This window comes from Pseudoxanthomonas beigongshangi, assembly GCF_016820515.1.
Classification (GTDB): domain Bacteria; phylum Pseudomonadota; class Gammaproteobacteria; order Xanthomonadales; family Xanthomonadaceae; genus Pseudoxanthomonas_A; species Pseudoxanthomonas_A beigongshangi.
Map to the genome: position 1 here is coordinate 1 of NZ_JADHDV010000032.1, position 13,118 is coordinate 13,118.

At 68.3% G+C, this 13,118-nt stretch carries 15 protein-coding genes; 4 read left to right on the forward strand and 11 right to left on the reverse strand.

The genetic code is table 11. The features are described from left to right. From IQ458_RS17485 to IQ458_RS17495, 3 genes are all read right to left on the reverse strand, one after another. Positions 1–1,062, reverse strand: a 1,062-nt coding sequence (locus tag IQ458_RS17485; protein ID WP_203323620.1) for a flagellin, incomplete at its 3' end; no start/stop codon positions are given. A 514-nt stretch (positions 1,063–1,576) separates the two neighbouring features. Continuing rightward, the gene (locus IQ458_RS17490; RefSeq protein ID WP_203323621.1) at positions 1,577–2,182 is read right to left on the reverse strand and encodes a hypothetical protein; all 606 of its coding nucleotides are present in this window, start codon (positions 2,180–2,182) and stop codon (positions 1,577–1,579) included. Beyond that, entirely contained in the window at positions 2,160–3,014 is an 855-nt protein-coding gene (locus IQ458_RS17495) for a tetratricopeptide repeat protein (RefSeq protein ID WP_203323622.1), read from the reverse strand. The genes IQ458_RS17490 and IQ458_RS17495 overlap by 23 nt, the downstream gene beginning before the upstream one ends. A gap of 148 nt (positions 3,015–3,162) precedes the next feature. Here IQ458_RS17495 and IQ458_RS17500 point away from each other — a divergent pair, with 148 nt between their 5' ends. Continuing rightward, positions 3,163–3,552, forward strand: coding sequence for a hypothetical protein (locus tag IQ458_RS17500; protein WP_203323623.1), 390 nt, complete (start codon positions 3,163–3,165; stop codon positions 3,550–3,552). 128 nt (positions 3,553–3,680) lie between these two features. On the opposite strand, the gene IQ458_RS17505 is transcribed toward IQ458_RS17500, so the two are convergent. Together IQ458_RS17505 and IQ458_RS17510 are read right to left on the reverse strand one after the other, a co-directional pair. Then, positions 3,681–4,307 carry a TetR/AcrR family transcriptional regulator gene (locus tag IQ458_RS17505; RefSeq protein WP_183636892.1) on the reverse strand — a complete coding sequence of 209 codons (627 nt, stop codon included), beginning with the start codon at positions 4,305–4,307 and terminating at the stop codon, positions 3,681–3,683. Between the two features lie 4 nt (positions 4,308–4,311). Continuing rightward, a complete protein-coding gene (locus tag IQ458_RS17510) occupies positions 4,312–4,569 on the reverse strand; it encodes an acyl-CoA-binding protein (RefSeq protein ID WP_203323624.1) in 258 nt (85 codons plus the stop codon). Positions 4,570–4,714: 145 nt separating this feature from the next. On the opposite strand from IQ458_RS17510, the gene IQ458_RS17515 reads away from it, so the two are divergent. Continuing rightward, entirely contained in the window at positions 4,715–6,703 is a 1,989-nt protein-coding gene (locus tag IQ458_RS17515) for an SDR family oxidoreductase (protein WP_192198759.1), read from the forward strand. Between the two features lie 131 nt (positions 6,704–6,834). Here the strand turns inward: IQ458_RS17515 and IQ458_RS17520 are convergent, their stop codons facing one another. The 4 genes from IQ458_RS17520 to IQ458_RS17535 all read right to left on the reverse strand — a co-directional run bounded on the left by IQ458_RS17520 (position 6,835) and on the right by IQ458_RS17535 (position 10,377). Beyond that, the gene (locus IQ458_RS17520) at positions 6,835–7,248 is read right to left on the reverse strand and encodes a group II truncated hemoglobin (protein WP_183636885.1); all 414 of its coding nucleotides are present in this window, start codon (positions 7,246–7,248) and stop codon (positions 6,835–6,837) included. Continuing rightward, positions 7,233–8,174 carry a restriction endonuclease gene (locus tag IQ458_RS17525; protein ID WP_203323625.1) on the reverse strand — a complete coding sequence of 314 codons (942 nt, stop codon included), beginning with the start codon at positions 8,172–8,174 and terminating at the stop codon, positions 7,233–7,235. The genes IQ458_RS17520 and IQ458_RS17525 overlap by 16 nt, the downstream gene beginning before the upstream one ends. A 292-nt stretch (positions 8,175–8,466) precedes the next feature. Then, positions 8,467–9,054 carry a phasin family protein gene (locus IQ458_RS17530; protein ID WP_183636880.1) on the reverse strand — a complete coding sequence of 196 codons (588 nt, stop codon included), beginning with the start codon at positions 9,052–9,054 and terminating at the stop codon, positions 8,467–8,469. A gap of 81 nt (positions 9,055–9,135) precedes the next feature. After that, entirely contained in the window at positions 9,136–10,377 is a 1,242-nt protein-coding gene (locus IQ458_RS17535) for a patatin-like phospholipase family protein (protein WP_183636877.1), read from the reverse strand. An 86-nt stretch (positions 10,378–10,463) separates the two neighbouring features. Between IQ458_RS17535 and IQ458_RS17540 the strand changes: the two genes are divergently transcribed. Further along, positions 10,464–11,177 carry a DUF8198 family protein gene (locus IQ458_RS17540; RefSeq protein ID WP_183636875.1) on the forward strand — a complete coding sequence of 238 codons (714 nt, stop codon included), beginning with the start codon at positions 10,464–10,466 and terminating at the stop codon, positions 11,175–11,177. Between the two features lie 127 nt (positions 11,178–11,304). Here the strand turns inward: IQ458_RS17540 and IQ458_RS17545 are convergent, their stop codons facing one another. Next, positions 11,305–11,580, reverse strand: coding sequence for a polyhydroxyalkanoic acid system family protein (locus IQ458_RS17545; RefSeq protein WP_183636873.1), 276 nt, complete (start codon positions 11,578–11,580; stop codon positions 11,305–11,307). A 95-nt stretch (positions 11,581–11,675) separates the two neighbouring features. Here IQ458_RS17545 and IQ458_RS17550 point away from each other — a divergent pair, with 95 nt between their 5' ends. Next, positions 11,676–12,476: an FHA domain-containing protein gene (locus IQ458_RS17550; protein ID WP_183641066.1), complete on the forward strand. Its 801-nt coding sequence runs from the start codon at positions 11,676–11,678 to the stop codon at positions 12,474–12,476. Here IQ458_RS17550 and msrQ read toward each other — a convergent pair. Further along, positions 12,445–13,080: a protein-methionine-sulfoxide reductase heme-binding subunit MsrQ gene (msrQ, locus tag IQ458_RS17555; RefSeq protein ID WP_192198755.1), complete on the reverse strand. Its 636-nt coding sequence runs from the start codon at positions 13,078–13,080 to the stop codon at positions 12,445–12,447. The two genes, IQ458_RS17550 and msrQ, sit on opposite strands and share 32 nt — an antisense overlap. Positions 13,081–13,118: the final 38 nt, after the last annotated feature.

A 13,118-nucleotide genomic window follows, 5' to 3' on the forward strand; every position in this document is an offset into this window, starting at 1 on the left:
GGCGACCACCGAGGTGAAGCGGTTCTGGATGGCGCCGAGGTCGGCGCGCGCGCCGTTCACCGCGGTCAGCGCCTTGTCGACGATTTCCAGCGCCTGCTGGGCGCCGGCGAAGGTGGTGATGTCCAGATCCTTGACGAAGCTGTTGGCAGCGGCGGTCATCGTGCCGCCGTTGGTGCTGGTCTCGGTCAGGCCCAGGTTGCCGGCGGTCGCCACGGTGGCGCCGGTCACCGCCGGACCCGCGTAGGCGAGGGCGAAGGTCTGCCCGTCCTGGGTCGAGGTCAGGTTCAGCACGCCGGCCTTCACTTCGGCGTAGACGCCGGTTTCGCCCAGCTTGGCGTTGATCGCCGCGGCGGTGGCCTGGGTGATCGACTGGCCGGCCTTCACCTGGAAGGCGCCGATGTCGACCGTGGTGGCGGTGCCGCCCGAGGGTGTCACCGAGATCTGCAATTGCGAGTAGGTGGTGTCGGCGGTGGCCAGGTCTTCGTTGACCGCCGCAGTGCCGGCGTTGTCCAGCGCGGTGCCCTTGTAGACGTTGGCGAACTGCGCGCCGCCCAGGGTCTGCGAACGCGCGTCCACGACCTTGTCGATGGCAATCGCCTGGCCGGCGTTGGCGCCGACCTGGAACAACTGGCTGGTGAACGAGCCGTCCAGCAGCTTGGTGCCGTTGAAGTCGGCCTGCTTGGCGACGCGATCCACTTCCGCCGTCAGCTGCTTGACTTCGGCGTTCAGCGCGGCGCGGTCGGACGACGAGTTGCTGGCGTTGGCCGACTGCACGGCCAGTTCGCGGATGCGCTGCAGGTTGTTGCCGATTTCGCTCAGCGAACCCTCGGCGACCTGGGCCAGCGAGATGCCGTCGTTGGCATTGCGCACGGCCACGTCCAGACCGCGGATCTGGGTGCTGAAGCGTTCGGAAATGGCCAGTCCGGCGGCGTCGTCCTTGGCGCTGTTGATGCGCAGGCCGGAGGACAGCCGCTGGATGGTGGTGGCCAGTGAAGCGCCGCTGGTGCTCAGGTTGCGCTGAGCGTTCAACGACATCGTATTGGTGTTGATTACCTGTGCCATGGGTCGTCTCCTCTTATTTAGGTCCCGGCGTTGATGGAAAGAGGGTGCTGCCGGTTTGTTGGTTTGTTGGCTAGTCGCCCTCTGCTTGCGAAAGGGATAACGGCGTTGCCCGGAAAACCTTTAGGCCAGGGATGACGATTTCGTGCGGAAAATGCGCCGGTGCGGGACGCGGCGCGCGCCTTATTCGGCAGGGTGCGGCGGAACTTTAGGCCCCCGAAAAACCGTAGAGCGGAGCTCGCTCCGCTGCTCTTTCGCGACGTCACCCGTTGCAGGGCCCGCAGCCGAGCAAGCTCGGTTCTACAAGGCCGGCGTAGAGCGGAGCTCGCTCCGCTGCTCTTTCGCGACGTCGCCGGTCAGGAGTCCCGCAGCCGAGCAAGCTCGGCTCTACAAGGCCGGCGTAGAGCGGAGCCCGCTCCGCTGCTCTTTCGCGACGTCGCCGGTCAGGAGTCCCGCAGCCGAGCAAGCTCGGCTCTACAAGGCCGGCGTAGAGCGGAGCTTGCTCCGCTGCGCGAGCTCAAGGCGCAGGCGCCTTGCGCCAGGCGTCGTCCGGATCCTCAAGCAGCGAGAGATCCGGGAAGCGGTACTCGCAACCGATCAGCACGCGCTGTTGCAGGCCCGGGCGCTCCTCCGTGTACAGGACCAGGGCATGCAGGTCGTCCAGCGGACCGGACAATGGTGTCTCGCTGTCGGCAAGACTGGCTTCCAGGACGCGGGCGACGTCATCGGCGCTGCCGCCAACCACCATCAATACCCGGCTGGCGGTGATGACCACCGCATCGCTTTCATGGCCCCAGGCCCGCACCGGCGTCTCCAGCCGGTACAGATCCATCGGTGGGTCCGAATACTGCCGCTCGGTCTGCACGAAATCGCCGGGACGTTCCCGGCGCAGGCGTGGCAGCAGGCGGCCAATATCCGGACCGCTGCGGCAGGTGAGGGCATCGAACAGCGGATCGCCGGTTCCGTCGACCGAGTCCTGCGCGGGCGCGTTCGTCGATGCCGGGGCGGCCGGTACGGACGAAGGCGCTATCGGCGGGACCGGACGCTGCTGAGCCTGCGCGGTTCCGATGCACGCCAGCAGCAACGCCACCGCGCAGCGTTTATTCGAGCTGCTCGTTCGCATGCCGGGCATCAAGGGCCTCCATGGCGTCGCGCGGCTTCAGCTTGCCGGCCTTCTCGAAAGCCGCCGCCGCCGCGTCCTCCTTCTTGTCGCCGTACAACAGCAGCAGCACGTTGGCGTGCTCGACGTGGGCGATGGGCGAGTCCGGGGTCAGCTTCAGCGCGGTCTTGATGTGCGATTCGGCCTCGGCGGCCTTGGCGCCATAGGTCAGGCCGCCGATCATGGCGCCGATCTTGTCGATGATCTCGGCGTGGTACAGCGCCAGCGCGGTATGCGCTTCGGCATGCTTGGGGGCCAGTTCGAGGGTGGCGTCCAGCGCTTCGCGCACCTTGCCGGCGATGCCCTGCTTGAGCGCCTTGACGATGCTCAAACCCTGGCTGTATCGCCCCAGCGCGAAGGCATGGCGGTAATGGCTGTTGGCCTCGTCCGGCAATGCCTTGACCGCGGCCTCGGCCAGCTTGGCGGCCTGTTCGAAGCGCTTGAGCTTCTCGTCCTCGTCGTCGACCAGATAGGTCGCATGGATGCCCAGCGCCTTGACCGCGACCGAGGCGCCGAGCGGGCCGAGTGCCTGGCCGGCCTCGAAGGCGGCCTGGAAATCGCCCCGATGGAAGGCCCGCCAGGCTTCCTGCAGCGCGCTCGCCAGCGCGGCGGCATTCTGACCCTTGGCGGCCTTGCCGGCCGCGTCGATCAACGCCTGCGCACGCTTGCTGTCGGGGTAGGGCTCGGCATCGCCGGCGTGCAGCGCCGGCCAAGCCTTCTTCAAGGCGTCGCCCGCGTAGCTGAACGCCTTGGCGTCCAATGGAAACGGTGCCCATTTCGCCTGCTTGCCCGCCATGCCGACTCCCTCCCTTGATGGTTCGAATGAGCATGGCCGCAGCCCCTGCCGCTGACAAGCCCCGCGCCGCTAGTGTGTTTGCTCGATGCGGCGGCTTCAGCATCGAATCCGGAAGCCTGCCACCGTGGCCGGCGTCGAGGAGTCCCCCATGACTGCCAGGAACAAGACCACCCCGCGGGCCAAGGCCCCGGAACCGAATCTCCGCCATGTCTGGCTTGCCGGCCTCGGCGCGGTCGCGATCGCGCGCCGCCGCGGAGCCCAGCGCCTGACGGCGGCGAAGCAGGACATTGAACGCATCGCGCGGCAGGCACAGGCCACGCTGCGCGAAGCGCGGGCGCAGGGCGAGGCGGGCGTGGAGAAGTTCAGCGCCGATGTCGAGGCGCGCCTGGCGCCGGTGCTGGAAAAGCTGGGCCTGGCGTCCGCGCGTCCAGCCGCGAAGACCCGCCGCAAGAGTGCCACCGGCAAGCCGGCGCGGCCGGCGGCGCGCAAGCGGACGGGCGCGGGCAAGGCCACAACCCGCAAGCGCGCCCGGGCCTGATTGCAGCGTAGAGCGGAGCTTGCTCCGCTGCGATGGCGTTCGCCTTCGCGGGCCTTCGCCTTCGCGGACGATGGCGCATCCGCCGTTCAACGGACAGGCACAGGCAGCGGAGCGAGCTCCGCTGCACGTCAGTCGACGTAGGCGGACGTCAGCGTATTCAGATGCACCCGCTCGGCATCGCGCAGGAACGGCGCCACCAGCATCATCACCTGCACGATGCCGTGGCGGATGGCGATCTGCTCGTCCTTGTCCCCGCGCGCGGCCGCGTAGTTCAACCAGAACGTGGCCACCACCAGGATATTGGTCGCGGTGGCCGCCAGCTCCGCGGCCGAGGCGCGCATCACCCCGGCCTGGCCGAGTCCGCGCATCACCGCATGCGCGCTGTCATCGGCGCGCTTGAGCAGGCGGGCGAAGCGGATCCGCAGGCGACGGTTGCGGCTGAGGATCTCGACCAGATCCCGGTACAGGAAGCGGTAGTCCCAGATGCACTCGAACACCAGGTGCAATTGCAGCCAGATGTCCTCCAGCCCCGGCAGGCGGTCCACCGGCGCAGTGAGGGCGACATCCATCCGCTCCTCGTAGCGGGCGAACAGTTGTTCGATGATGTCGTCCTTGTTGCGGAAGTGGTAGTACAGGTTGCCGGGACTGATCTCCAGCTCGTCGGCGATATGGTTGGTGGTGACGTGCGGCTCGCCCTGCGCATTGAACATCGCGAGCGAGGCGTCGAGGATGCGCTGGCGGGTGTCGCGCGCCACGGTCTCAGGCGAGCAGCTTCTTCACCAGATCCACGTACTTCTTCTGCGCATCCTCCGACGCGGTGCCCTTGAGCTTGGCCCAGGCCTCGTACTTTGCGGTGCCGACGAAGTCGAAGAAACCGGGCTTGTCGCCCTTGACGTCGCCTTCCGCGCCCTGCTTGTAGAGCGCGTACAGGTGCAGCAGGGTTTCGTTGTCGGGTCGCTCGGCCAGGCCCTGGATATCGCGGGAAGCCTGTTCGAAAGCGGATTTCAGGTCGGACATGGATGACTACCTCCCAATAGTGGCGGCATCACACCACGCGGGACATGACGGGTCAATCGGGGCGGGATTGTGGAAGCCGGGAGGCTCTGGCAAGTTAGGCCGCAGGGCGGGCGGAGGGCCCGCCCGCCTACACGGGACGGTACTCATGAGCTACTTCGTCACCGGCGCCACCGGATTCATCGGCCGCTACCTGGTTTCCAACCTGCTCAAGCGCAGTGGCACGGTGTACGTGCTGGTACGCAAGGATTCGCAGAAGAAATTCGACGCCATCGCCAGGAAGTCCGGCTGGGATCCGAAGCGGGTGGTGGCGGTGGCGGGCGACATGACCAAACCGCGCTGCGGACTCACGCCCACCCAGTTGCGCAATCTGAACGGCAAGATCAAGCATTTCTTCCACCTGGCCGCGGTCTACGATCTGACCGCCAGCGTGGAGGCGCAGCAGGCCGCCAACATCGACGGCACCCGCCATGCGCTGGACCTGGCCGCGGCGCTGAAGGTGCCGCTGTTCCACCACACCAGTTCGATCGCCGCCGCCGGCCTCTACCCGGGCATCTTCCGCGAGGACATGTTTGAGGAGGCCGAGGGCCTGGACGATCCCTACCTGCGCACCAAGCACGATTCCGAGGCGATGGTGCGCAGGGAAACCCGCTTCAAGTGGCGCATCTACCGCCCCGGCATGGTGGTCGGGCATTCGAAGACCGGCGAGATCGACAAGATCGACGGCCCGTACTACTTCTTCACCCTGATCAAGAAACTGCGCGAGCTGCTGCCGCAATGGGTGCCGGTGCTCGGCATCGAGGGTGGACGCATCAACATCGTGCCGGTGGATTTCGTCGCCGACGCGATGGATCACATCGCCCACAAGCCCAAGCTGGATGGCCATACCTTCCACCTGACCGACCCGGAGCCGATGCGGGTCGGCGAGGTGCTCAATACCTTCTGCCGCGCCGGCCACGCGCCGGAAATGACCATGCGGCTGGACGCGCGCATGTTCGCGTTCGTGCCCAGCGGCATCCGCGCGGCGGTCGGCAACCTGCCGCCGGTGCGCCGTTTCATCGGCATGCTGCTGCGCGACTTCAAGATCCCGAAGGAAGTCCTCAAGTTCATCACCTATCCGACCCGTTTCGACAGCCGCGAGACCGAGCGCGCGCTCAAGGGCACGAACATCGCGGTGCCGCGCCTGGACGGGTACGCCTGGCGCCTGTGGGACTACTGGGAACGGCACCTGGATCCGGACCTGTTCGTGGATCGCTCGCTCAAGGGCAAGGTGCGCAACAAGGTCGTGGTCATCACCGGCGGTTCTTCCGGCATCGGCCTGTCCACCGCGCAGCGGGTGGCCGAGGCCGGCGCGGTGACGGTGATCGTGGCGCGCGGCGAGGAGGAACTGTTCAAGGCCCGTGACGAGATGAAGGCCAAGGGCGGCAAGGTGTTCGCCTATACCGCGGACCTGGCGGACATGGCCGACTGCGATCGCCTGATCCGCCAGGTGCTGGACGAACATGGCCACGTCGACGTGCTGATCAACAACGCCGGCCGCTCCATCCGCCGCTCGATCGAGCTCAGCTACGACCGCTTCCACGATTTCGAGCGGACCATGCAGTTGAACTACTTCGGCAGCCTGCGCCTGATCATGGGCTTCCTGCCGAGCATGACCCACCGCCGCAAGGGCCACATCATCAACATCAGTTCGATCGGCGTGCTGGCCAATTCGCCGCGCTTCTCGGCCTATGTCGCCTCGAAGGCGGCGCTGGACGCGTTCAGCCGCTGCGCGCAGGGCGAGTTGTCGGGCAAGGGCATCAGCTTCACCACCATCAACATGCCGCTGGTGAAGACCCCGATGATCGCCCCGACCAAGATGTACGACAGCGTGCCGACGCTGACCCCGGAGGAAGCGGCGGATCTGGTGGTGAAGGGCATCATCGAGAAGCCCAGCCGCATCGCCACCCGCCTGGGCATCTTCGCCGCGCTGGTCAACGCGGTGGCGCCGAAGGCCTACGAGGTGATCATGAGCACGGCGTTCGAACTGTTCCCGGATTCGGCGGCGGCCAAGGGCGATCGGCAGGCGTTGAAGGAAGCCGCGCCGAGCCAGGAACAGATCGCCTTCGCGGCCCTGATGCGCGGCGTCCACTGGTAGAGCGGCGCTTGCTCCGCCGCGCCGGGACTCTCCTGGGATCCCGGCGGATCAGGACCGCCCGTGCATCACGCGGGAATGGGCGCGGAGAAAAAGCCGGGGCAGCGGAGCGAGCTCCGCTCTACGCGCCGTGGTCAGGCGCCCGTCCAGCCCGCGGGCAGCGCCTGCTGGTTGCGCATGTGCAGCGCCAGGGGTTCGATCCGGCTCCACAGGAACTCGCGCAGATCCGCATCCGCCACGGTTTCCTCCATGGCCTGGTGGAAACACGCGAGCCAGCCGCTGGCCTCGTCCATGCCGATCGCGAACGGCAGATGGCGGGCGCGCAGCATCGGCGCACCCCGGCGTTCGGTGAACAAGGGCGGACCGCCCAGCCAGCCACTCAGGAACTCGAACAGCTTCTGCTCGCTGTCCGCCAGTTCCGGCGGATGGATCGCACGGACCGCGGCCGCTTCGGGCAGCGCATCCATCAGGGCGTACATGCGCCGGGTCAGCTTGCGCACACCGGCTTCGCCGCCGATGCGCTGGTAAGGCGTCAGATCGTCTTGCATTGGCGCCAGCGTACCGGCTCCTTGCTGCCGGCAGGGGGATTGAGCTGCACGCGGACCGTGCGCAGCGCCGGGTAGAGCTCCACCTGCTGGCAGATCCGGGACCAGATCCCGGTCTCGTCGCCCTGGTAGTCCACCACCAGCGTCAACCGGGTCTGCCACACGCCGCGAACCACGCCGGGCGTCCCCGACAGGGCGCGAGACACCGCCATCCGCTGCTCCTCGAGTTCCGCCTCGGTCGGTTCACGGTAGACCGCCACCACGTTCGCGGTGGGCGCCGCGCTGGATGCGGGCGCGGGCACTGGCGTCGCGGGCGCGGCGGGGTCTTCGACCCCGAGTCCCGAATTGGCCAGCGCCGTCGCCACCAGCGCGCCCACCGCCACGCTGCCCAGCCAGCCGATGGCGATGTGGCGTTTGGCGCGCGCGGCGGCGTGGCCGACGATCTGCTGGCGCAGGTCGGGTTCGACCAGTGGCGCCAGTTCGTCCCACAGGCGCGGGCCGTCCAGTACTTCGATGTTGTGGCTCTGGGCGGCGACGCGGCCTTCCTGTTCGAGTTGTCCCTCGGTGGCGAGGATGCCGCCGGCCGCATTGCCCAGGCGGACGCTGGAAGCCAGTTCCTCGACCGAAGCGGCGCCGATGCGATAGGCCGAGCCGTGCTTGCACGACAGCAGCCAGCGCTGTCCGCGCAGGGTGAGCGGAAAGATCCCGCGCGGGTCGCGGGTCTCGTCCGGACCCGCGGCGACCACGGCCATGCCGCGCCGTTCCAACGCGGTCAGCACCAATCGGGAGAATTCGCGCCAGCGCAGGCCGGAAAGCGCATGCAGGCCCGCCGCGATTTCATCCTTGCGGCGGCGTACCCACCACAGATAAACGCTGACGGCCACACCGGTCAGCAGGGCAACGGCCAGTCCAGACAGCCAGAAGAGCATGAATACCGCGGGGGTTGTTCGAAGAGTCGGCGGATTCTAACCAAGCGGTGGGCAAACCGCTGTCAGGAAAACCAGTACACGGCCCGGGCCGCGCGAAGCGCGTGGGCGGTGGCGGGGGGCAGGAAGCCGGGCGGACGCCGGAAACAAGAAGGCCCGCCAGTCCGAAGCCGTAAGGGGAGGGGAGCATACGTACTTCGTGGGGACTGGCGGGCCCGGGACTGATTGTTGCGCGATCCATGTTGCCTTGCAACAAGAAATTCGACCGATTTCAGGTTGCACCGGCAGGGTGCGTTCAGTCCGCGTTTTTCTTCGTCGCGCGCTTCGCGCTGGTGCGTTTTGCGCCGGCGGTGGCGCGCTTGGCGGCCGTCGCCTTCTTCGTCGCGGCAGCCTTCTTCACGGCGGGCGCGGCCTTGCGGGCCGGCTTGCGCGCGGAGGGAACGCCACCGAGCCGACGCAGTTCCGCATTGAGCGCATCGACGCGATCGATCAACGCGCCGAGATCCTCGCGGCTGGGTACTTCCAGGCGGCGCAGGGCGCGCTGCACGCGGTCCTCGAACACCTTCTCCAGCCGATCCCAGGTGTCGGAAGCGCGCTCGCGGGCCTGGCCGACCGTGCTTTCGACCGCATCGCGGACCGCATCGACCCGTCCGCCCGCCAGCTTGCGGGTGGTCTGTTCCAGCGACAACCCTTCCTTGACCAGGGTTTCGAACAGCTTGCTGCCTTCGGCCTGGGCGCGGCCGAACGCGCCGACGCCGGCCAGCCATACCTGCTGCGCCGATTCGCTGAGGTTCTTGGAAAGGCGTTGCGCCTGCGCCTGCAGGTTGTCCTGCTGGGCACCGGAGGCGGACTTCTTGCGGGCGGATTTCTTCAGGGTGGCCATGGGATTCCGTCGATGGAGGTGGGAACGTCCGCCAGAATCGGCGGCCGGTCTAGAGTTTTCACACCAGCGCGCGACCGTTTCTCAGGCGCGCGCGGCGCGGTGCTCGGCGATCCATTGATCCACGTCGTCCAGCGCACGCCGCAGCCGCGCGGTGGCGTCGGTCATGCGCGGCGCGATGTCGAGGCCGTCGAGGATGGACCGGTGCGGGTCGTCGATGATGTCGCGGCGCAGGCGGATGCCGTGCGCGGCCAGCATCGGTTGCAGCACCGGCGCGCGCCGGCGCAGATCGGCCAGGGTGTTGCGGTAGGCCAACTGGCAGACCCGGTGGCGCGAGGAAAAACTGAACAGATTGGTGAAGAACAGCTCGCTGTCGCCGGCGTTGGGCTCGAACACCAGCTGATCGATGTCCGGATATCGCAGTGGGTACTTTTCCAGGCCGATCTGCATGCGCGACTGCAGCAGCGTGCGCAGCGTCTGCGAGAGCACCGCCGGCAGGCCGCCGCTGGCCAGCCCGACCTGCTCGGCCTCGTCGGCCTGCGGGGCCGCGCGGGTGGCGTCGAACGGCACCAGCGGGTTGATGCCGATCATCAGGTCGATGTCGCGATCCAGCACGGTGGAGGCATGCATGGTCCGGCGCAGCGCGCCGTCCAGGAAATGGCGGCCGCGGATTTCCACCGGCGGATACAGGCCGGGCAGGGCCGCGCTGGCCTGCACCGCCTGCGAGATCGGCACGTCGTCCCAGCCGCGTTCGCCGAACCGGACCGCCTCGCCGGTATCCAGATCCACCGCCACCACGAACAGGTCCGCGCCGAGGGTACGGAAGTCGTTGCTGCGGCCCCGCCGGCTGAACACGTCGCGGAGGAAATCCTCCACCCCGGCGTTGTCGAACAGGCCGGTGGGCACCAATCCGCCGAAGCGCAGGATCAGATCCGACCAGCGCACCGCCTTGCCCGGGTTGCGCAGCAGCCGCTGCGCCCACTGCGCGTACAGGCCGGGCAGGCTGGCCAGCCGGCGCAGGTACTCGTTGACGTTGGGGCGCAGGAACGTCTCGGGCCGGAATTCGGCGTCATCGCTGGTGCCGGTGATGAAGATCCGGCAGATCTCGGCGGTGCTCATCCGGTTGGCCAGGCCGGCGGCGAGGAAGGCGCCGGAACTCACCCCGACGTAGCAGTCCAGCCGGGTCAGGTCCAGGCCGTCGAGGGCTTCGTCCATCGCGCGCAGGGCGCCCAGTTCGTACATGCCGCCGATGGGACCGCCGCCGGCGATGGCCAGGCCGATCCGGCCGCCGTCGCCGCGCTTACGGGCACTGTGGATGGAGAGCATGCGGGTCCCGCACAGGAGGATGCGGCGAGTGTAGCCGACCGGCGCGACCGCTTGCGGGCGGCGGGATGGGCCCGGATCATCCGTTCATGGCCCGTCCTTCTTCCGTCGGCGAGCGGCTCGGCCGCCGCCTGGCCTGCCACCAGGCCCTGCATGATCCCCGCCGCGAGCCGCGCAATCGGCTGGCCTGGCTGCCCGAGCTCCGGCGCTGGCAGGCCGCGCGGCTGGAGCGCAGTTTCCGCCATTTCCTCGCCGACCCGCGCCGGCGGGGGGCGGCGATGTTCTTCCTCACCGATGTCTACGGCGACCAGGACTTCAGCCGCCGCGACGCCAGCGTCGCCAAGATCGTGCCGATGATGCAGCGGTTGTTGCCGGCGGCGGTGCTGGAGACGGTTGCCGACGCAATCGAACTTGGGGCGCTGACCCACGCCCTGGACCTGCGCATGGCCGCGGCGCTGGAGACGCTCGCCCCGCGCCGCAAGCGGCTGGACGAGGCGCTGTACGCGCAGGCCTACCGCCAGGTCGGCCGGCCGCGCCTGCGCGCCCGCCAGATCGACCTGATCGCGCGGTTGGGCGTGGGCCTGGCGAAGGCGGTGAAGATGCCCGGGGTGCTGACCCTGCTCAAGCTATCGCGTGGCCCGGCCAAGGCGACCGGGCTGGGCGACCTGCAGGGTTTCCTGGAACGCGGCTTCGCCGCGTTCTCGGCGTTGGGAGACGGCAAGTCGTTCGTCCGCGACATCGAACAGGCCGAACGCGAAGTCTCGCGGCGGCTGTTCGCCGGCGATCCGGCGCCGTTCGGGTGACGCTCTCTTCAATTGCGGGAGCGACAGATGTGGGAGCGACGTAAGTCGCGAAAGCGCGATTCACTACCGCGCGAAACGGCAAAAGCTCGCGACTCACGTCGCTCCCACAGGGCAGGGCTTGCCCGACTCAGGCGAACTTCTCGCCCAGCACGCGGCGGATCTCCGATTCGATCGGGCCCTTCATCGCCGACAGCAGGAAGCCCAGATCGGCGGTGACGTGAAGTTGGCTCGGCAGCAGCGCGATGTGGCCATCGACGCCGGAGCGGCGGAAATTCAGGGTATCGCCGTCCCAGCCGTAATCCATGTCGAAGCGCTCGGCGAGTTTGCGCGCCACGTCTTCCACTGCCTTCCTCGCCTGCGTCGGGGTCTTGCTGTGCTCGTGGACGATGTCGATGGTAGCCATGGCGTTCTCTCCGGATTGGCCGCCTATTGTCCGCAAGCCGTTCACATTCGCAAGCAGGGTGGATGCGATGCCTCGCGTGCGCTAGTCTGCCGCCGGTGGAACAACTGCGACTTCATTTCTCCAACCGCGCGCAACCGGATCGCCCGCTGTCGATGGGCGTGCACCGGATCGTGCGCGAAGCCTCCGGTCACGTCGGTGTCGGCGATCACCTCCAGGGCGCCCTGCTGGTGCGCATCTGCGTGGATCGCCGCGGCCTGTGGCTGCAGGTCCCCACCGGCATGCGGGGGGTGCACGTGAACGGACGCCCGGTCCAGCGGATGGCGCTGCTGCGCGCCGGCGACACCATCTACGTGGACAGCGTCGAACTGCTGTTGCAGGCATCGCACCTGCCGCCGGAACCCGCGTCCGAGCCGATGCCCGCCGCGCCGGATCCCCGCATCATCCTGCGTGGCGTGGGTGGCAAGTACCACGGCCGCAGCATCCCGCTGCTGCGCCCGGTGCTGGTCGGCCGCGCCCGCGAGGCGGCCATTCGGGTGGACGATCCGGTGTTCGCCGAGCGCCACGCGCACCTGGAAGTGCAGGGTGACCGGGTGCTGCTGCGGGATCTGGGATCGGCCGACGGCAGCCTGGTGAACGGGGTGGCGACGCGCGAGGCGCTGCTGGTGGCCGGCGATCAACTGGTGTTCGATCCCCAGCACCGATTCGTGGTGGAAGTGCCATGGACCCGCGCCGACGCGCCCTTGGGCGAAACCGAACGCGAGCCGATCGGGCCGGCGGAAACCGAAGCACCACCGCTCCGGCGCGCCGGTACCGTGCGGCGCTGGCCCTGGCTGCTGCTGGCGGCGTTGCTGCTGGCCGCCGCGCTCAGCGCGCTGCTGCTGTTCGGCTCCGGCTGAGGCGCTTGCCCAGCCGCCAGCCCAGCAGCAGCGCCAGGATGGCGGCGTAGAGCAGGGGCTCGCGGATGTCCGATTTCACCAGCCACCAGAAGTGCAGCACGGCCAGCACGCCGACCGCGTAGACGACCTTGTGCAACTGGCCCCAGCGGCGGCCCAGCCGCCGGATCCAGCCCTGGGTGGACGTGATCGCCAGCGGGACCAGCAGCAGCCAGGCGGTGAAGCCCACGGTGATGTAGGGCCGCTTGGCGATTTCCTCGAAAATCTGCGTCCAGTAGCCCTGCAGGTCCAGGACCAGGTAGCAGGTCAGGTGCAGGGTGGCGTAGAAGAAGGCGTACAGGCCCAGCATGCGCCGGAACCGGATCAGCACGGCCTGGCCGGTGAGTTGCCGCAGCGGCGTGATGGCCAGCGCGATCATCAGCATCCGCAGCGCCCACAGTCCGGTGCGATGTTCGACTTCGGCGACAGGATCGGCGCCGAGCGCGTCGCTGCCGGTGCTCAGCACCGACCAGAACTGCCACGCCAGGATCGCCAGCGGCGTCAGCGCCAGCGCGTGCACCAGCGTCTTGACCAGCCACAGACGGGAAGATGGCCTGGCCCGGTTCATGCCGCGGCGCCGTCGCCAGTCCGCCTGGCGTTCCTGGT